Here is a 19,373-nt window from a genome sequence, read left to right as displayed (position 1 = left end):
CACTAGGTTTCTCCAACCTCTTTTCGTTTACATAAATTATTATAACGCAGACCAATTTCTTTGTCAACACTTTTTTACATAATTTTTTAAATTTATTAAAAAAATCTGGACGTCACTCCAGATTCCATATTTAAATGGATGTTCTTGGCTAGATAGATTTAAATTTCCCAGCTTTTTCTTGAATAGATATCTGTACATTTTTAGCAAATTGACCCACCATGGACTGATCCAGTTGCTTTCCAACGACCTGGACGTCTTCTTCGGCTACTGTTGCAATCGCAGTCAAGCCATCATTGTAACGTTTCTCAACTCCTGCCTTGCAGGTCAATAAAACGGGCGCATAGACAACCCGGATTAAATCTTTTTCAAGTTTCTTTCGGCTTTCGATGATCCTCATCTTATCTTTCATATCTAAATCAAAGAAATCTTTGACTGGACTATCACCCATACTTCCTCCTCTTCTATACTATGAAACTTTATCTTGTGCAAACTCCTCTTCCACTTGGCGTCTATCTTTCCGGTAGGATTGCCATAAATTCTCTTCCTCGATTTCGATCTGTTTGAAGGCTACTTGTGCAGCTTCTCTAGCTTCGAGATCATACTCTTCGATACAGCGATGGAGGGACTCCCATCCACAACTGACATCAACCTCCTGCTCTTGTAAAAAGGAAGCTGCCATCGCATACTCTTCTTCCAGCATCTGGGTGAAGAGCTGCTGTTTTCTTTCCACTAGGCAACGCTTTTCATCTAGCTCCAAGCGCGCTTTTTGGAACTCTCTTTCCAAGTGATCTAGTTTCTTTTCCTTTTTCGAAAGAGTAGATGAAATTAATAAGCTAGTTGTTCCCACTGGTTCATTTCTCCTGCTATTTCTTGATCTTTTGCTTTTAAGAGCTCAATTCCTGCATTCACTTGCTCGTTTAAAGTATGAAATTCATTCGATAAGGACTGATATGCAGCCAAACGATTGTCGAACCTTTCTCTTACTTCAGTGACAACTGTTTGCCTTGTTGCACCGGCCTGTGCATAAGCCTCTTCTACTTCCGCAAGATTGAGAATGAAGCCTTTCGGAACGGTCTGTAAGACTTTCTCCAAAGCTTCTAAATCTGTATCCAGTTGTCCCTTAGATTTCTGAGCTTGCTCCAGCCCTTCATCCACTACCCGAATCAGCTCATCAGAAGCCAAGCGTGCCTGCAAAGCATCAAGATAAATCCGTTCACTTGAGCTCAGTCCACCACCTGTTTTTTGCAATTTATCCTTTAGGCGATAGTAAACCTTCATCCGCTCTTCAATGATTTCCTTCCGAGTGATGGCTTCCGTTCCCTTTTCAAGAACCAAATTCCCATCCTTATCATAGATATAACCATGCATCATGTGCTGCAGGCCAGTATTTATCAAATTCTTAGTTTTGAGGTGCTTGACAATCCCACTGGATTCCTTACTTCCAGAATCCTGATAGCCCAAGCTAACCAAATCTTTATGGTCAATGTGGTTGTAGATTTTGTACTTCAGCGAATCTATACGCGCTTTTTGCTCGGGTGTTAAGATGGAATAGGCATTAGGGCCATTGTATAGATGGACAGTCCCAATATGAGACGCTTCTTCTTCCGTCAAGCAGGCAAGCGCATACTGAATATTCATAGACCCCAGAGAGTGACCGTATAGATCGATCTTGGCATTGGGGTATTTTCGGATCACCTCTTTCAAATGAGCTGCAGCATCTTTAAACTGCGGAGGCGGGAAAGTACCTCTATCTTTGTTGTACTCTTTTAAAATGGTAGCCCCAATAAATACTGGAAACTTTGCTTGACTATCAATTAGAATATCCGTTCCCATACCATATAGATTTGCTTTCGCCTCACGATAAGCATTTGTTATTGGATTACTTCTAATACTCTTGACAAAGCTTTTTACATTATTTCCAACATTTTTATCGAGTAAACCAAACGGATAACTAATAAGCTCCGAAATATTAGAATCGGCAGTTTCATCCCTTTTTTTCAAATTCTCCTTAATCTTATCTCTGGTGAATCTTTTCGCATAATCTGTCGCATAGTTCGCCGCTCCATTGGGACCAAGAATGTTAGAAGCAGCAGGCAAATCTGTCTTTACCCAATCCGTAAATGTATCATGGAGTAATTTTTGTGTACTTGTTTCAGTTTCAGATCCCTTCATCAAAACTGTCACGTCATGGACTTGGGCACGTTCTTCATCTGAAGCAGTATAGGGGACTGGATCTTCATTAATTCCCATACCATTATTTGTTAATACAAAAACTTGTTCTTCATTTCCATTGGTACTGTCATATATATGAGAAACGTGACCAATGTACTCTTCATTCTTGGGTCCAATATCGAATTCCCGTCCAACTTTTATATCCTTTTCATACTCAAGTAATGCAGTTTTAACATTTTGTTGATCATTAAAATTTAAATTTTCAGCCATTTCAATTTCCCTTCAGAAGGTCGTTCAATTCCTTTGTTTTACCATAGTATGTCTCTTCATACTTACCAGTAACTGAATCTTCTTGTATAGTTGTACTTAACAATAAATTTTCATTGTCATTGATAATGATTTTGATCATAAGCCCTCCCATCGGATTATAATCTAAATCATCTTTAGAAATTTTATATGATTTTATTTTTCCTTCTGGAGTAAGAGCTTTAGGGTCTAATTTTTTCAACATATTTTCAATCGCCACTTTCATCTTCGTACTCTCTGCAATTTGAATCATTTCTTGTTTTTTGGCAGATTGTCCATTAAAAAAGCTACAGCCTCCTAAGCTCAAGCTAAATACTACCATTATCAACACAATTAATTTACTTTTTTTCATTTATTCCCATTTCTTTCTCTAGTTTTCTTAAAATTTATTATACAAAATTCCATCAACGTCTGAAATGTTACTTTTGTTAAAAAACATTGCCAAAAGGTTACAAGCACTACATATTGATGTAACATACTTGGCCCAATAAATAAATTCTATAAAATAGATGAGGTTGCTATTGCTTGTCTCTTTCTATTAATTTCGTTAATTCTTTAGGCGTTCCTGATGTGGCAACAAGATATTCTCCTGAATCCTCTTCTATGACCGTCATATCAATCGTCAACCGATCATCCCTATTAATGACAATTTCGACAATAATTCCTTCCATTGGATTATATTTTAATTTATCTTTTAAAATTCTATAAGACTTTATTTTCCCATTTGGAGTTAATGCCTCTGGATCCAGATTTTTTAAATAGCTTTCAATTGCCACTTTCATCTTCTGACTCTCTGCGATTTGAATCATTTCTTGTTTTTCAGTGGATTGGTCTGTCATGAGACTACAGCCACCTAGAAGTAGGCTCAATAGAATCATGATCACAACCAAGCTGTATCTTTTATTCATTTTCAAGCAAGTCCTTATTTATTATTTACTAATTTCTTTGATAATTTCCCTGAAATAACTACTCCATTCTGTTCCAGATGCCCATCAGCCTCCTGGGTTAGAGTTGTCGTAATGGTTAAATTCTTATCCTCGTTAATCACCATTTCTACCGTCAATCCTCCCATAGGGTGATATCTCAGCCGGTGGGTATTAATTTTATATGACTTCACAATTCCCTCTGCTGTCAAGGCATGGGGATATTCTTGTCTCAATATATTTTCGAGAACTCTTTTTGATTGCTTACTCTCTGCAATCTCTAGCATTTCTCTTCGTTGCTCTGATCGTCTAGTAATAACACTACATCCTCCTAGGCACAAAGTGGTTAGCAATAACCATAACGTCCATCTTATTTTAGTTCTCATATTTTCCTTTGATGCTTCCATGAACGACTCCACTAAATGAGTTTATTTCCCAGCCTCTTCTGCTTCACTTAACAGATCACTTAATTTTGCTGAAATACCGTAACTACCTGCTTCGAACTGTCCTGGATCTTCCATTTGAACAGTCGTATCGATCGTTAACTTTTTATCGCCATTGATAACGAGAGAGACGTTCATCCCTCCCATTGGATTGTATTCCAATTCACCTTTTATCAGGGTATAGGAGTGAATGACTCCTTCTGAAGTGAAAGCTTTCGGATCGATACTGATTAACAAGTGTTTTATCGCTCGCTCCATTTTCGTGCTTTCTGCGATCTGAATCATTTCCCTTCTCTCAGCAGCTTTATCCGTAAAAAGGCCGCAACCTCCTAGAAATAAAGTCAGTAAAAATAGTAGCATTAATCGTTGTTTTTTATCAGTCATATTTCCCTCTCACTTATATTATTCGTAATGATTTTTAAAAAATGAGCCAATTTTTAAAAATTTTTTCCAGATCCTAAAAAACACACCCTTACTGGGTGTGTCATCCTGTTAAATCATGTATTCGACGCTATAAGTGGCATCGGATAAAATCCGTGAAAGGAATTGTTTGGTTCGTTCTTCCTTTGGACTATTAAAGAATTCATGCGGTTCGTTTTCTTCGATGATGTGTCCGCCATCCATAAAGATGACGTGGTTAGCCACATCACGCGCAAAGCCCATCTCATGGGTTACGACAACCATGGTCACTCCTTCTTGGGCCAATTGCTTCATGACATCTAAGACGTCACCGACCAACTCTGGGTCTAGCGCTGAAGTCGGCTCGTCTAGCAAGATCACATCTGGTTTCACTGCGATGGCACGCGCGATTCCGATCCGTTGCTGCTGGCCACCTGACAATTGAGAAGGATAGTAATCCTTATAAGCGAGGAGACCAACTTTTTCAAGGGCTGATTCTGCCCGTTGGATGGCTTCTTCTTTTGGAATCTTACGGGCCACAACCAGGCCTTCTAAGATATTTTCAAGCGCTGTTTTGTTGGCAAAGAGATTGTAATGCTGGAAGACAAAGGCTGTCTTTTGCCGGATTTCTAGAATCTCTTTCTTGCTGAGTTTTGAGAGGTCATATTCTTTTCCACCTAGGGTTAGGTGGCCTGTGTCTGCCTTTTCCAAGTGATTGAGGCAGCGAAGGAAGGTTGTTTTTCCTGATCCAGATGGCCCCAAAATAACGACGACATCCCCTTGGTTAACCTTAAGATTAACATCTACCAGGACCTGGTGGTCCTTAAATTTTTTCGATACGTGTTCTACTTCTAACATCTTCTTATTTCTCCTTCTTCTATGCGAGTGTCAGGCGTTTTTCTAAGAGGTTGAATCCCCACTGAATCACCCCACAAATGACAATATAAAGAATAAAAATCACTAGATAGGATTCAAAATATTGATAGCCATAAGAGGCTTCGACCTTGGCAATGGCGGTGATATCCTTGATGGTCATGACAAAGACAAGGGAGGTTCCTTTGACCAAGTTGATAACTAAGTTACACAAATTAGGAAGGGCTGAACGCAAGGCTTGTGGAAAAACAATGCGGATATAGGCTTGGCGATTGGTCAAACCAATGGCTTGCGCTGCTTCTAGCTGGCCCTTATCCACCGTCAGAATGGCTGACCGTAGAATTTCAGCAAGACTCCCCGTTGTCATCAAGCTAAAGATGATAAAGGCATAGTAAATGGGATTGATCTCAAAGACATTAAAGTGACTGCCAATACTCTTAAAAAAGCTATTTAAGAGGCTGGGAAAGAGACTATAAAAGAAGAGAATCAAGAGAATCGGAGGCGTCGCGCGGATAAAAGCTAAGTAAATCACTGAGAAACTGCGAACACCTTTGACCTTATAAATCTGACCGAGTGCCAAAAAGAGGGCTGGAAGGAAACTCAAAAGAATCGATACGACCATGATCAGAAGGGTCACTGGAACACCACCCAAGGTGGCTAGAAATGCTTTACTAATAAAATTGAAATCCATAAGCTACCTTTCTGTTACACTGAGTCGTTTCTCAAGGAGTTGAGCGGAGAAGGAGATCACAAGGGCAATTCCCCAGTAGATCACTGCTACAGCTGTATACGTTTCGAGGGAATAATTCCCAAGATTGCGGCTGATCAAGTTGTTGCCTGCTCCCATGATATCGATAAAGCCAATGGTATAAGCCAAAGCGGCATCGCGCATGAGGTTCAAGATGGCAGTTGTCATATTTGGAAGAGCCACGCGAAAGGCTTGGGGAAGGACAATCCGCCAAATGGTTTGAGCTGGCGTCAAGCCGATACTCAAGCCCGCTTCCATCTGACCTTTTGGAATGGCCAAATAGGCTGCCTTGAAGACCTCAGAGATCATCGCAGCAAAGAGAAGAAACATGGCAACAAGGACAAAGACAAACTTGGACCAGTGGTCAATGTCAATGCCCAACCACCAGTTCAAAAATTGGGGAAGTCCATAAAAGACCAAAAAGAGCAAGACAATCGGAGGGGTACAACGCAAGGTAAAGACATAACCTTTTGCCAGACCTGCTCCTACCTTATCTTCTGATACTTGTGCCCAGGTCAAAACCAAGCCAAATGCAGAACCGAGAACCGTCGTTAAAACCATCAAAGCTAGGGTCGCTGGTAGAGCTTGGACCAAGGTTGGAAGAAATGACCAGACCTTGGAAATGTCGTATGAGACCATGTTTCTTTTCCTTTCTGTATCCGTATAGAAATAAGGAAGCTGGGGCTATGCGCACCCAGTTTCATCTTATTTCTCTTTATCTACATAACTGAAGACATCTTCACCGAAATATTTTTTCGACAATTTAGCAAGTGTGCCATCTTTTTCTAATTCTTTGATGGCCTTGCTGTATTCTTCCGCAAATTTTTCGTTTTTCTTATCCTTATGGATCAATGGGTAAGTTGGAATTCCTTTGTAGGCAAACCAGCTCAGTTTGTCCGCATATTGGTGGTAAGAACCATCTTTATCTGTGACAGCTTTTTCAAAGGAAAGTTTGATGTCAAAGAAGGCATCGTAACGTCCTTCAAGAACCCAAGCATAGGCATCTGCGACTTTGAAAGATTCCGCAGCTGTTAATTCGATTTGTTGGTCCTTATGCTTTTCATTGTATTCTTTAATAACATTCCATTGTGCATTTTGTGGTGAAATTGGAACCAATTTTCCTTTTTCTTTAGCGAAGTCATCGATGTTCTTGTATTTGTTCGCATCTTCTTTCCGGACGGTAAATCCGATGATACTTGCACCGATTGGTTCTTTTGGAATGATAAATTTCTTGGCACGTTCTTCGGTATACCAAGCTCCTTTAGTTCCGATATCGTATTTACCAGATTCTAGACCGATCAAGAGATCGTCATCACTTGTTCCAGTGTACTCAAACTTGTAGTCTGGTAGTTTTTCGTCAATGGCTTTGAGAACGGCTACTTCATAGCCATCTGATTCTCCTTTTTCATCAACGAAATCATACGGTACATAGTTTTGCGTGTGGGCTACTTTCAAGGTTGTTACCTTGTTCGATCCTGTTGAGCCTTTGCTGTCGTTTGCATGGTTCAAGCTCCGTCCAAGAATGGTTGCACCTGCAATGGCAAGAACGGCCACCCCACCGATAATCCATGTTTTTTTACTCATACTTTGTTCTCCCTTTTTCTATTTTCCTTATTCTGCTGCAGCTTCACGAACCCATTCGATTCGTTCTTCATCAATGTCACTTGGAATGGTACAATCGGCACCGATGACCAAGCCTGTCGTTCCTGTTTCTGCGATGATACGCTTGGTTTCTGCTTGGATGGCAGCCTTGTCTCCTGTGTAGAGAAGACCATTTTTGCCATTTTCAAAGCCACCAAGAACCGTACGTCCACCGAAGATTTCGCGTCCTTCTGCTAGGCTGATTCCTTCTGGTCCGACTGCCCAGTTAATGACTTGGGCTGGGTAGTCTGTGAAGAGGTGGATATCATTGCGAGCTCCTTCGTAGCCACAAATATGAAGGATATTTACGCCACCGGCTTCATTGGCTGTTTCTAAGACATGGAGTTCACTCGGTGCAATAATGTTTTTATAAACTTCTTGTGTAACCCGCGCATCTTGGATACTTTGAACACTGAGGTAGATCCCGTCTGCTCCTGCTTCTTTGATGATTCGTTGGCTCAAACTTGCAATATCTTGGCCAATCGTATCCAATACTTTTTTAAGAGTTGCTGCATCTTGATCGATAAAGTTTGCGATCAAGTCATCTCCTCCTGAAACTTCTCCGACCAACCATTTGAAGTAGGTCACCGGAGCAAAGATATTGTAGATAGCCACAATGTCTTCTTCAAAACCGGCACGGATTTTTTTAACGAGCTCTACCTGCTCTGTGATCCATGGATGATCGGCTCCGAGTGGTTCAATCCCTGCTAAGTCAGAGATATTTTCAAGGCCTTTGTGGATGGCTGGGTTTGGATAAGCAAAGTAACCATCGCTCATGAGTTTGACAAAGTCTGGTTTGACCTTGTGAAGGAAGTTTTTATGGCCATTCAGGTTTTTTTCAATAATTTCCGGATTAGAAAATCCTTTCAACCATTCTTCTTCTGTTGTAAAATGATGCCAAAATCCAACTGGCACACGGTCAACTGCTTCTCCTTTAAAAGCTTTTAACACTAATTCTCTTTTTGATGACATGTTCTTACCTCGTTCTATCTTTTCTTGTTTGTTATCTTATCACTTCGATAATTGTTTGACTAATATATATTTTTTATCAAGCTCTTCATCTTTTTTTATCACTGATCTTCAAGGAGTAGAATTCCTGCTAGGTCAGATGGGCGGATGAGGGAGAAACTATGAGCTGGAATCTTCTCCAGTCTTGCCATATCTGGATCTTTTTTTACTTTCCCCTGACTGCTTGCTAGAGCGACTTTACTGAGCCCTAGAAGCAAAAACAAAACGGTTACCACGATACACCAAATATTGATCTTTTTCATCTCCCTCTCCTTTCTTCTTACAATACAGCCGCCTGACGCACCCAGTCTAAGCGTTCCAATTGGAAATCATCTGGCACGGTACAGTCTGCTCCAAGGATCAAACCACGGCTTCCAGCTTCTGCCACCAAGCGACGCGTTTCTTGCTCGATCGCTTCTCGTTCCCCTTGGTAGAGCAAGCCTTTCTTGCCATTGACAAAGCCACCCAAAACGGCACGATCGCCGAAAAGTTTACGACCTGCGGCTAGGCTAAGGCCTTCATGATGGGTCGCCCAGTTAATGACTTGGGCTGGATAATCCTTGAAGAGCTCCACTTCATTGCTGGCCCCTTCAAAACCACAGATATGAAGGATATTGATGCCTCCAGCTTCATTGGCCGCTTCTAGGACAGCGATATTGCTCGGTTCAATGATCTTGCGGTATTCTTCATCTGTCACACGCTCATCTTGGACCTGCTGGGTTGAGAAGTAAATCCCTTCAACACCTGCTTCTTGGATCAAGCGGCGACTTAAAGTAGCGATATCTCCTGCAATCACGTCAAGGACATGAGCTAAAGTTTCTGGATCTTCCTTGATAAAGTCTGCAATCACTTGGTCTCCACGGGATTGATCCGTACGGAACCAGCGTTTCAAATAAGAAATGGGCGAGAAAATATTGTAGAAAGAAGCAATCTCTTCATGGAAATGAGAACGAATTTCCTTGACCACTTCAATTTGTTTTTCAATCCAAGGATGATGCTCCCCGATGGGCTGAATATCCTTCAATTCTTTGATTGATGTGATCTCTTTCGAATAAAGTGCACTCGGATAGCGGAAGAAGCCATCGCTCATGATCTTGACAAAATCAGGTGAAATTTCTTCAACATAGTGTTGGTGTCCTTGAATACTTTTTTCTACTACAGCCGGATTGTCTAGCCCCAATTCTTTTTCTTCTTGGGTCACATAATGGAGCCAAAATCCTACAGGGATTCGTTCTACTGTTTCGCCTCGAATGGCACGAAGAACCAATTCTTTTTTACTCATACTGTACATCCTCCTCATCTTTTCTCCAAAAGAAAGACTAACTGCTTCCCTTCTGGAATTTGTAACCATGATATCACCTCGAAAAGTGGCTGACTAATATATTTTCCCTATCAAGGCCTTAAAATTTCTTTATTGAGAAAGGCATCAAAAAAAGGCAAGTCCTTGAAAATAGGGACTTGCGAGTATCTTTCTCGATTGTTTCATTTTAAAAGAAAAGAGCTGCTTTGATCTTTTTTTGATCCGGTTATAGCATAAAACTATACCCCTTCTTTTAAGCTGAAAAATGGCATCTATTGAGGTGAAAAAGCCCTTCATATCAACATTTCTTTCTTCCTATTCATTTTACCATTCCCTGGATCCCCTTCTCCTCTTTCTTGTCAGGCAAGATTGAAAAGAGTATAATTTTTGTAGAATAATTTTAAGGAGTGTACGGTTTATGAAAACAACAAAAACCACCTTTACCATCGTTTCTGCTCTTGCTTCTGTCATTTTACTGACAAGTTGTGGAAGCAACACCACTAAAACGCAAGAGACAAAAGCAAGCAGCTCTAAAAATCAGGTGACGATGACCTATGATCAACAGCGCTCACAAGAAAATACCATGTCTGTCCTCTGGTACCAAAAGGCAGCAGAAACCAAGGCTTTGTATTTACAAGGCTACAATGTCGCTACTGACCGCTTGAAAGAGATCCTTCAAACTCCTTCTGATAAGCCTTATTCCATCGTCTTGGATTTGGACGAAACTGTTTTAGACAACAGCCCTTACCAAGTTCAAAACGTCAAAGATGGTACGGCCTTCAATCCTAAAGATTGGGATGTTTGGGTGAAAAAAGCAGCCGCAAAAGCGGTGCCAGGTGCCAAAGATTTCCTTCAATATGCGGATCAAAACGGGGTTCAAATCTACTACATTTCTGACCGTACAACCTCTCAAGTAGATGATACCATCAAAAACCTTGAAAAAGAAGGCATTCCTGTTCAAGGACGTGACCACCTCATGTTCTTAGAAGATGGCGTCAAATCAAAAGAAGGCCGTCGCCAAGCTGTACAAGAAAAGACCAACCTTGTCTTGCTCTTCGGGGACAACCTGGTCGACTTTGCAGACTTCTCTAAGACCTCTGAAGCTGATCGCGACAAGAAATTGGACGAATTGCAAAAAGAATTTGGTGAAAAATTCATCATCTTCCCAAATCCAATGTACGGATCATGGGAATCAGCTGTTTACCAAGGTAAAAAACTAGACGCCAAGGGACAAACAGAAGAACGCCTCAAAGCCTTGCAAGGTTTTGACAAATAAAACAAATATCCTCGTTAGGAAAAACCTAACGAGGATGTTTTTTCTATATCGACAAGTTTATTCAACTGTTACAGACTTAGCAAGGTTCCGTGGTTTGTCGACATCGAGCCCACGATGAAGGGTTGCAAAGTAGGCAATCAATTGGGTTGGCACCACCATTGAGATTGGAGAGAGGTAAGGGTGAACCGCTGTCAAGACCAAATCATCTGTCTCTTTAGCGACATTTTCTTCTGCAATGGTTAAAACATGAGCCCCACGTGCTGCCACTTCTTGGATGTTCCCACGTGTGTGGCTGGCTAGGACTGGATCAGACAAGAGGGCGATAACCGGTGTACCGTCTTCGATCAGAGCGATGGTACCGTGTTTCAACTCACCCGCAGCGAAGCCTTCACATTGGATGTAAGAAATTTCTTTTAGTTTCAGACTAGCTTCCATGGCAACATAGTAATCTTGGCCACGTCCGATATAGAAAGCATTGCGGGTTGTTTCCAACAAGCCACGAACTTTTTCGTCGATCACTTCTTTTTCTGAAAGGGTTGATTCGATCGATTGGGCAACGATAGACAATTCGTGCACCAAATCAAAGGCTTTGGCCTTCTCATTGCCATTGGCTTCCCCAACAGCTTTAGCCAGAAAGGCAAGGGCTGCGATTTGAGCCGTATAAGCCTTAGTAGAAGCTACCGCAATTTCAGGACCAGCATGGAGCAACATGGTCATGTCTGCTTCACGTGAAAGAGTTGAACCCGGAACATTGGTCACTGTCAAGCTTGGGATGCCCATTTCATTGGCTTTGACCAATACTTGACGGCTATCGGCTGTTTCACCAGATTGGCTGATAAAGATGAAGAGTGGTTTCTTGCTGAGAAGTGGCATACCATACCCCCACTCAGATGAAATACCGAGTTCTACTGGAGTATCTGTCAACTCTTCTAACATTTTTTTAGAAGCAAATCCAGCATGGTAAGAGGTACCAGCCGCAAGGATATAGATGCGGTCTGCTTCCTGAACAGCCTTGATAATAGCTGGATCTACCACTACTTGACCAGATTCATCTGTATAGGCTTGGATCAACTTACGCATGACGGTTGGTTGCTCATCGATTTCTTTGAGCATGTAGTATGGGTAAGTTCCTTTTCCAATATCAGAAAGGTCAAGTTCAGCCGTATAGCTAGCCCGTTCTTTGACGTTTCCATCATAGTCTTGCACTTCAACGCTGTCAGCCTTGACAATGACCAACTCTTGGTCATGGATTTCCATGTATTGGTTGGTTTCACGAATCATGGCCATAGCATCAGAGCAGACCATATTGTAGCCATCGCCAAGACCGATCAAGAGTGGTGATTTATTTTTTGCGACATAGATGGTGCTTGGATCTTCCGCATCCATCAAAGCAAAAGCATAGGCTCCACGGATGATGTGGAGGGCTTTTTTGAAAGCTTCAAGCGTAGATAAGCCATCTTCTTCAGCAAATTTTCCGATCAAGTGGGCTGCGATTTCTGTATCTGTTTGCCCCTTGAAATGGTGACCTGCTAGGTATTCTTCCTTGATTTCAAGGTAGTTTTCAATCACCCCATTGTGGACCAACACAAAGCGACCTGTTTCAGAGCGGTGTGGGTGGGCATTGTCCTCAGTTGGTTTTCCATGAGTGGCCCAACGGGTATGTCCAATCCCAGCTGTCCCTTCGACACCTTCTGCCTTAGACGACAATTCTGCAATGCGACCAACTGCCTTTACCAATTGGCTCTTGCCTTCACTAGCTAGGAAAACACCCGCAGAGTCATAGCCTCGGTATTCGAGTTTTTCAAGTCCTTGAATCAAAATATCAGTAGCATTTGTATTTCCTACAACACCAACGATTCCGCACATAGTTTTTACGATATAGCCTTGCTATACTTTCCCCTTTACTTAGTCAAACGACTCATGGTCGATTTCTCAGTTACTTCAAAATTGGTCTAGTCTAATTTGACCAAAAAGCAACCAGCGGAGTCAGTATACAATGCTTCTTCTAGTTTGTCAACTAGGAAATTCAAGAAAATTGGTCTAGTTAAGTTAGCGTTAAGATTAGAGACAAAGTCATTTGAGAAACTTTCCACTGTAAGAAAAATGCCTGAAACATATTGGTTTCAGACATTCGGAATGATTGAGAGTCAAACCGTTTGGGAAACTGTTTGACTCCAATCTTTAAAACGACAATGTGAGGAGGCTCAAATTGAACAGAACACAGGCTGCGGATTTTGATTTAGTCTTCAAATCCATTGGCTTGGCTTAATTCTTTAAACCAATGGCCGGATTTTTTGAGGGTTCGTTTTTGACTTTCGAGGTCCAACTCAACCAAGCCATATCGGTTCTTGTAACCATTGAGCCAAGACCAGCAGTCAATAAAGGTCCAGATCAAATAGCCTTTACAGTTGGCACCATCTTGAATAGCCCGGTGGAGCTCACGAAGATGGTCTTTGACAAAGTCAATCCGGTAGTCGTCTTGGATCACGCCATCCTTGCGGAATTTTTCCTCTCCTTCAACCCCCATCCCGTTTTCGGTCAGGATCCACTCGATATTGCCATAGTTTTCCTTGATATTTTGGGCAATGTCATACAAGCCTTGCTCATAGATTTCCCAACCTCGGTGGGGATTGATCTTGCGACCTGGCATGACATAGGGTTCATAAAATTGTTCAAAGAGTAGGGGAGAAGCTGGATTTGGAGCATAACGAGGTGCTGCCACACGGAGTGGTTGGTAATAGTTAACCCCTAGGTAATCCACCGTATTTTCCTCGATCAAGCGCAATTCAAAGGGATCATAATCCGGCAAGAGATCACGCTCCCGTAGGATCTCCACTAATTCTTCAGGATAATGACCAAGAACAGATGGATCTAAGAAGGATTTGGCTTGAAAGAGCTCGGCAATGCGCGCAGCTTTCACATCTTCTGGATGCTGGCTCCGAGGATAGGCTGGTGTCAAATTGAGCACAATCCCAATACGATAGTTAGGATCCACCTCATGACAGGCCTTCACTGCTAGAGAGCTTGCTAACTGGGTGTGGTAGGCTACTTTTACAGCTGCTGCTGCGTCTACCTTATGAGGAAAATGGGCATCATAAAAATAACCAAACTCCACAGGGACAATGGGTTCATTAAAGGTGATCCACTGATCGACCAGATCTCCATAGGTCTTGAAACAAAAACGCGCATATTCCTGATAAGCATAGGCGGTTTCTTTATTTTCCCAACCATCCCCTTGCTCTTGAAGAGCCATCGGCAAATCAAAATGATAGAGGTTGACCAAGAGGTGAATCCCTTTTTCCTTTATCTTTTCAAAGATACGGCGGTAGAAATCAACGCCTGCTTGGTTGATCTCCCCTCGTCCTTCTGGGAAAATGCGGGACCACTGGATAGAGGTCCGAAAGGCGGTGTGGCCGGTTTCTAACAAGAGGTCCAGATCTTCTTCCCAGTGTTCATAAAAAGTCGATGTTTTCTCTGGTCCTTGCCCTTGATAAAAGCGGTTGGGCTCGATCCTATACCAGTAATCCCAGAGATTGTCTCCCTTTCCATCCTGGGCTAGACGTCCTTCTGTTTGAGGGCCCGAGGTCGAACTCCCCCATAAAAAATCCTTTGGAAATTGATACATGTCCTAATCCTCCTCATTCTACTAGCTCTATTGTAGCGCATCCTCCCCCAAAACCTAGGCACAATTTACAGTCTTTCTTACGCAGATTAAAGAAAAAGCCCCTTAGGAAAAATTCCTAAGGGGCTGGTCCTCTTTATAATTCATTCACGACATATTCAAAGAGTTTTCGATCTGCTAGGCTCTTGTCAAAACGCAGTTCTGGATGCCACTGAACGCCGAGGAAACGACTCTCATCTGTGGATTGAACGGCTTCTATGACGTCATCTTTAGGATCCCGCGCGATCACCTCTAGGCCATCTGCCAAGTCTTTAATACTTTGATGATGGAAAGAATTGATGCGACTGGTCTTACCATAGATCTCTTGCAGAACCGTCTGATCCTTGGTCACCAACTCTTGGCTGGTGTACTGACCTGGATTGTCCTGCCAATGGTGTTCAATGTCTTGATACAGCGTTCCCCCTAGAGCGACATTATAGAGCTGGGTCCCACGACAAACGGTAAAGATCGCTTTTTTAGCCGCACGCGCCTCTTCAATCAAGGCCAACTCAAAGAGATCGCGTTTCAAGAGGTAGTCATCACTGTCGATGGTGATTTCTTCTCCGTAAAACTTGGGCAAGACATTTTGTCCACCGGTGATGACGAGCTTATCAATCATCGATATATAGTCTTTAGCCAAGGCCGCATCTCCAATTGGCAAGATCAAGGGAATCCCTCCTGCCTCTTTGACCGCTTCGACAAAACCAGTCGCCGCATAGCTCATATTCGCGTCTGGATCATCTGGGAAGGGTCTTTCATTTCCTGTAATTCCAATCACTGGTCTTATTTTCATACTTTTTCCATATACTTTCATTCATTTTCAAGGCTTATTGTAACACAATTTTAAGCTAGACTCAATGGAGTTTTTTTGAAGGAAGGTCTCCCCTTCTAACCCAAAAGCTTGCTGAAAAGATATGAAATTGCTTTCTATTAAAAAATTCTCAAGTGCAAAGACTTGAGAATGGTTTGTTAATTTTTCATCAACCCTTCTTTTACCAAAAAGTCATGCGCTACTTTAGCAGCAGGCTTGCCTTCTACTCCGACTTGGTAGTTCATCTGGCTCATCTGGCTTTCAGTGATTTTACCAGCTAGCTTATTAAGCACACCTTCCAATTCGGGATGTTTCTTAAGAAGAGCTTCTTTCATGAGGGGCGCCCCTTGATAAGGTGGGAAGAGTTGTTTGTCATCTTCGAGGACCACCAGGTCATAGCGAGCAAGTTCAGCATCTGTTGAGTAGGCATCCGTTATTTGAATATCCCCAGACTGGATCGCCTGGTAGCGAAGGGCTGGCTCCATGGTGGAGACTTGTAAGTGGAGACCATAGACCTTCTGCAAGCCCTTGTCTCCGTCTTCGCGGTCGTTAAACTCAAGCGTAAAGCCTGCCTTGAGTTGTCCTTCCACCTTTTTCAAATCTGAAATGGTCTTGAGTCCATATTCTTGGGCAATTTTCTTAGGCACTGCTACAGCATAGGTATTTTGATAAGCCATAGGTTTGAGCAAGGCCAGGTCGTCTTGTCGCTTGATCCCATCTCGAGCAGCTTTGTAGACTGCTTCTGGATCATGACTGACTTGTGGTGCTGGCTTGAGGAGACTTTCGGTCACCGTACCTGTAAACTCTGGATAGATAGCGATATCCCCTTTTTTCAGGGCTTCATAGAGGAAGGTGGTCTTGCCAAAATTCGGTTTGACAGTCACTGTCATATCCGTATTTTTCTCGATCAAGATCTTATACATATTGGCTAGAATTTCAGGTTCTGGTCCTAACTTTCCAGCGATGACCAGGTTTTCTTTTTTCGGTTTGGGAAGAAGACTTGGCGTATAAGAAGCTCCTAATCCAATAACCATCACAGCAAAGGCTGCAAAGATGGTCCGTAATTTGGCCTTTTCCATCCATTTGAGAAGAAGGTTAAAGGCGATGGCCAAGAAGGCAGAAGATAGGGCACCGATCAAAATCAGACTGGCATTATTGCGGTCAATCCCCAGAAGGATAAAGGAACCAAGTCCCCCTGCTCCAATCAAGGCAGCTAGAGTAGCTGTGCCGATAATCATCACGGCTGCCGTCCGAATCCCAGACATGATAACAGGCATGGCCAAGGGAATCTCGAACTTCTTGAGTCGCTCCCACTTGGTCATCCCAAAGGCAATTCCTGCTTCTTCGAGGCTTGGATCTATCCCTTGCAAACCGGTGATGGTATTTTGAAGGATGGGGAAAATGGCATAGATGACGAGAGCTGTTAAGGCCGGAAGCGTCCCGATTCCCATGATGGGAATGAAGAGGCCCAAAAGAGCCATGGAAGGAATGGTCTGGAAGATCCCAGCTAACTGTAAGACCCAGTTGCTGGCTCTCTTGCGTGTACTTAAATAAATAGCTAATGGAACAGCCAGAAAAATCGCAAGAAGCAAGGTCAGTAATGACAGTTGCAAATGTTGCCCCAGTGCAGTGACCCAGTCGCCAAAGCGTTCTTGAAAGGTTGCAAGTAGTTTAGACATGGTGAGCACCTCCAAATAGATCTGCGACAAAGTCGTTGGCTGGCTGGGCAAGAATGGTCTCAGAATCCGCTACTTGTACAATCTCTCCTTCTTGCAGTACTGCAATCCGGTCGCCTAATTTTAAAGCCTCGTCCGTATCATGGGTAACGAAGATGGTGGTCATACCAAACTCTTTGTGCAATTTTTTAGTCAAAGCCTGCAACTGCTTACGGGAGATGGCATCCAAGGCTGAAAAAGGCTCGTCCATCAATAGAATCTTTGGTTCCCCAATGATAGCCCGCACAATACCAATCCGCTGTTGCTCGCCACCAGATAACTCGCTTGGTAAACGATGAGCATAATCTGCAGCAGGTAGCCCCACCTTGGCCAATAGTTCTTCTGTTTTAGAAGCAATTTGTTCTTTAGTCCAGCCCTTCATCTCAGGAATCAGAGCAATATTTTCAGCAACGGTCAAGTTTGGAAATAGGGCAATGGCTTGAAGGACATAGCCGGTACTGAGACGTAACTCCCGTTCGTCATATTCTTTGATGCGTTTCCCATCCATATAGATATTGCCATCCGTCGGCTCCAAGAGACGGTTCACCATCTTGATCATGGTGGTCTTTCCAGATCCTGAAGGTCCCACAAGAACCATAAATTCTCCATTTTCAATGCGGAGATTGACATCTTTCAAAATGTCCTTTTCCGTGTAGCGCAGCACTACATTTTTGTATTCAATCATATTTTTCCTCAATAAGTTTTCTGTCTCTAAGAATATCCAATAAGCTACTTGCTGGATACCCTAGGACTTTTTCGACATCTGTTGAAACCCCAGCTTGTTCTCCAGCTTTAATCGCTGTAAAGGTACTGACCCAGGCATCATACTCCCAAGTTTGTGCTGGCCATTTTTTCCGTGACTCATAGGCTTCTTCTACTGATTCATCCACATACGCGATGGTTTTACCGCTCTCTTTTGAGAGAAGCGCTACGATTTCTTCCATGGAAAGATCCTCTGGCCCTGTCAAATTCAAGGTTTGATTTTCCCATTTCTTAGCATGTAAAAGAATCTCTGCTGCAACACTAGATGTGTCCTTACGGGCAACTGCTGAAACCTTCCCACTTCCTGCTGGACCACGAATCTCTCCATTTTCAAGCGCCATATCAATCAAGAAGTCCAAGTAAAAATTATCTCTCAAAAAAGTGTAGGTGAACCCCAACTCCTTGATATAGGCTTCCGTCTGGGCATGATCTCGAGACAATGTAAAAGTTGCCTTCTCATCTGCCCCATAAAAGGAGGTATAAACAATATGCTGCACCCCAGCAAGCTTTGCGACATCTAAAAGACTCTTGTGTTCCTCAACACGCTCTGGATTTTCCCGAGCAGAGACCATCAACAAGATATCGACCCCCTTCAAGGCCTCAACCACTTTTGGAGTATTGGTATACACTATTTTACGGATTTCCGCAGACGCGTAGACTTTTGCACGCTCTGGGCTTCTTGCCAGATGGATAGAAGCAATTCCTTGCTGATCGACAAGATCAGCCACATAGGAACCTAATTTCCCTGTTACACCTGTAATTCCAATCATAAGCATTTTCCCCTCTACTATAATTCACTCTCTTTAGCTTTTAGATTGTCAATAATACGCTCTTGATAGGCTTCAAATTCTCGGATTTCTTGATCTGAAAAGCCTTGGTAGAAAATCTCGCCCAGTTCTTTGCTGACACGATCTCCAATTTCTTTTTGCGCCCAACCGAGGTCTGTCAAAGAAATATATTTTTTCCTTTTATCCTGTGTGCAAGGTTGAATCGTAACCAAGCCTTGTTCTTCCAATTTCTTAACCATACTGGTCAATGTATTATTGGCTAGACCCGTCGCAAGAGCGATATCGGTCGCAGTAGCGCACCCCAACTCTTGCTTCCACAAAATCGTTAAAATTTTCCCCTGTTCACTTCTGTATTGAGCATCTGGTTCCTTGCTCAAGAGTTTTTGAAAAAGTCGCCCGTTCAATAAGCGTATCTGTAAAGCTTGGTAGCCCCCTATCATTTTGTTCATTTCGTCTCCTTTTTCTTCTATATCGAAATATCAAAGTCATTGTACCACTTCCTGTTACATCCGTCAACTATTTCGATATAGAAATAGTATTTTTTTTG

General features: G+C 42.5%; 22 protein-coding genes. 1 reads left to right on the top strand and 21 read right to left on the bottom strand.

Translation table 11 applies throughout. The features are described from left to right. Positions 1-148: 148 nt before the first annotated feature. The 14 genes from O3602_RS07370 to O3602_RS07305 all read right to left on the bottom strand — a co-directional run bounded on the left by O3602_RS07370 (position 149) and on the right by O3602_RS07305 (position 9,804). Complete coding sequence (locus O3602_RS07370) at positions 149-448, bottom strand: hypothetical protein (protein WP_003013728.1); 300 nt, start codon at positions 446-448, stop codon at positions 149-151. Positions 449-466: 18 nt separating this feature from the next. Beyond that, positions 467-847, bottom strand: coding sequence for a type III secretion protein (locus O3602_RS07365; RefSeq protein WP_371611441.1), 381 nt, complete (start codon positions 845-847; stop codon positions 467-469). Continuing rightward, positions 826-2,442, bottom strand: coding sequence for a hypothetical protein (locus tag O3602_RS07360; RefSeq protein WP_003013575.1), 1,617 nt, complete (start codon positions 2,440-2,442; stop codon positions 826-828). Before O3602_RS07360 ends, O3602_RS07365 begins: the two co-directional genes overlap by 22 nt. Position 2,443: 1 nt before the next feature. Further along, positions 2,444-2,830 (bottom strand): DUF1310 family protein, encoded by a 387-nt coding sequence (locus O3602_RS07355; protein WP_003013650.1) that lies wholly within the window; start codon positions 2,828-2,830, stop codon positions 2,444-2,446. A gap of 166 nt (positions 2,831-2,996) precedes the next feature. After that, the gene (locus tag O3602_RS07350) at positions 2,997-3,386 is read right to left on the bottom strand and encodes a DUF1310 family protein (protein WP_037607143.1); all 390 of its coding nucleotides are present in this window, start codon (positions 3,384-3,386) and stop codon (positions 2,997-2,999) included. A 14-nt stretch (positions 3,387-3,400) separates the two neighbouring features. Beyond that, the gene (locus O3602_RS07345) at positions 3,401-3,808 is read right to left on the bottom strand and encodes a DUF1310 family protein (RefSeq protein ID WP_050807269.1); all 408 of its coding nucleotides are present in this window, start codon (positions 3,806-3,808) and stop codon (positions 3,401-3,403) included. Positions 3,809-3,829: 21 nt separating this feature from the next. After that, positions 3,830-4,228 (bottom strand): DUF1310 family protein, encoded by a 399-nt coding sequence (locus O3602_RS07340; RefSeq protein WP_371611440.1) that lies wholly within the window; start codon positions 4,226-4,228, stop codon positions 3,830-3,832. 108 nt (positions 4,229-4,336) lie between these two features. Continuing rightward, complete coding sequence (locus O3602_RS07335) at positions 4,337-5,101, bottom strand: amino acid ABC transporter ATP-binding protein (protein WP_003016067.1); 765 nt, start codon at positions 5,099-5,101, stop codon at positions 4,337-4,339. Between the two features lie 19 nt (positions 5,102-5,120). Then, the gene (locus O3602_RS07330; RefSeq protein WP_371611439.1) at positions 5,121-5,807 is read right to left on the bottom strand and encodes an amino acid ABC transporter permease; all 687 of its coding nucleotides are present in this window, start codon (positions 5,805-5,807) and stop codon (positions 5,121-5,123) included. A 3-nt stretch (positions 5,808-5,810) separates the two neighbouring features. Continuing rightward, the gene (locus O3602_RS07325) at positions 5,811-6,503 is read right to left on the bottom strand and encodes an amino acid ABC transporter permease (protein WP_003004525.1); all 693 of its coding nucleotides are present in this window, start codon (positions 6,501-6,503) and stop codon (positions 5,811-5,813) included. A gap of 66 nt (positions 6,504-6,569) precedes the next feature. Beyond that, positions 6,570-7,448, bottom strand: a complete 879-nt coding sequence (locus O3602_RS07320; RefSeq protein WP_049498064.1) for a transporter substrate-binding domain-containing protein — start codon at positions 7,446-7,448, stop codon at positions 6,570-6,572. A gap of 27 nt (positions 7,449-7,475) precedes the next feature. Then, positions 7,476-8,477: a uroporphyrinogen decarboxylase family protein gene (locus tag O3602_RS07315; RefSeq protein WP_371611438.1), complete on the bottom strand. Its 1,002-nt coding sequence runs from the start codon at positions 8,475-8,477 to the stop codon at positions 7,476-7,478. Positions 8,478-8,575: 98 nt separating this feature from the next. Continuing rightward, on the bottom strand, positions 8,576-8,776 hold the full coding sequence (locus O3602_RS07310; protein WP_371611437.1) for a hypothetical protein: 201 nt from the start codon (positions 8,774-8,776) through the stop codon (positions 8,576-8,578). A gap of 17 nt (positions 8,777-8,793) precedes the next feature. Next, positions 8,794-9,804 carry a uroporphyrinogen decarboxylase family protein gene (locus O3602_RS07305; protein ID WP_371611436.1) on the bottom strand — a complete coding sequence of 337 codons (1,011 nt, stop codon included), beginning with the start codon at positions 9,802-9,804 and terminating at the stop codon, positions 8,794-8,796. A gap of 427 nt (positions 9,805-10,231) precedes the next feature. On the opposite strand from O3602_RS07305, the gene O3602_RS07300 reads away from it, so the two are divergent. Then, positions 10,232-11,089, top strand: a complete 858-nt coding sequence (locus O3602_RS07300) for a 5'-nucleotidase, lipoprotein e(P4) family (RefSeq protein ID WP_371611435.1) — start codon at positions 10,232-10,234, stop codon at positions 11,087-11,089. Between the two features lie 57 nt (positions 11,090-11,146). Here O3602_RS07300 and glmS read toward each other — a convergent pair whose 3' ends face one another. The 7 genes from glmS to O3602_RS07265 all read right to left on the bottom strand — a co-directional run bounded on the left by glmS (position 11,147) and on the right by O3602_RS07265 (position 19,275). Then, a complete protein-coding gene (gene glmS / locus O3602_RS07295; RefSeq protein WP_070590387.1) occupies positions 11,147-12,955 on the bottom strand; it encodes a glutamine--fructose-6-phosphate transaminase (isomerizing) in 1,809 nt (602 codons plus the stop codon). A gap of 373 nt (positions 12,956-13,328) precedes the next feature. Next, entirely contained in the window at positions 13,329-14,714 is a 1,386-nt protein-coding gene (locus O3602_RS07290) for a glycoside hydrolase family 1 protein (RefSeq protein WP_371611434.1), read from the bottom strand. A 133-nt stretch (positions 14,715-14,847) separates the two neighbouring features. Continuing rightward, on the bottom strand, positions 14,848-15,543 hold the full coding sequence (locus tag O3602_RS07285; protein WP_371611433.1) for a gamma-glutamyl-gamma-aminobutyrate hydrolase family protein: 696 nt from the start codon (positions 15,541-15,543) through the stop codon (positions 14,848-14,850). 176 nt (positions 15,544-15,719) lie between these two features. Then, positions 15,720-17,240, bottom strand: coding sequence for an ABC transporter permease/substrate-binding protein (locus tag O3602_RS07280; RefSeq protein WP_371611432.1), 1,521 nt, complete (start codon positions 17,238-17,240; stop codon positions 15,720-15,722). Continuing rightward, positions 17,233-17,961 carry an ATP-binding cassette domain-containing protein gene (locus O3602_RS07275; protein ID WP_371611431.1) on the bottom strand — a complete coding sequence of 243 codons (729 nt, stop codon included), beginning with the start codon at positions 17,959-17,961 and terminating at the stop codon, positions 17,233-17,235. Before O3602_RS07275 ends, O3602_RS07280 begins: the two co-directional genes overlap by 8 nt. Beyond that, a complete protein-coding gene (locus tag O3602_RS07270) occupies positions 17,954-18,808 on the bottom strand; it encodes an SDR family oxidoreductase (RefSeq protein WP_371611430.1) in 855 nt (284 codons plus the stop codon). Before O3602_RS07270 ends, O3602_RS07275 begins: the two co-directional genes overlap by 8 nt. A 17-nt stretch (positions 18,809-18,825) precedes the next feature. Further along, positions 18,826-19,275 carry a MarR family winged helix-turn-helix transcriptional regulator gene (locus O3602_RS07265; protein WP_371611429.1) on the bottom strand — a complete coding sequence of 150 codons (450 nt, stop codon included), beginning with the start codon at positions 19,273-19,275 and terminating at the stop codon, positions 18,826-18,828. Positions 19,276-19,373 lie beyond the last annotated feature (98 nt).

Origin of the sequence: Streptococcus sp. 27098_8_186, assembly GCF_041432055.1 — a bacterium.
Taxonomy (GTDB): domain Bacteria; phylum Bacillota; class Bacilli; order Lactobacillales; family Streptococcaceae; genus Streptococcus; species Streptococcus dentalis.
Note: the sequence above shows the minus strand (reverse complement) of the source record. Positions and strands in the feature narration are given on the sequence as shown.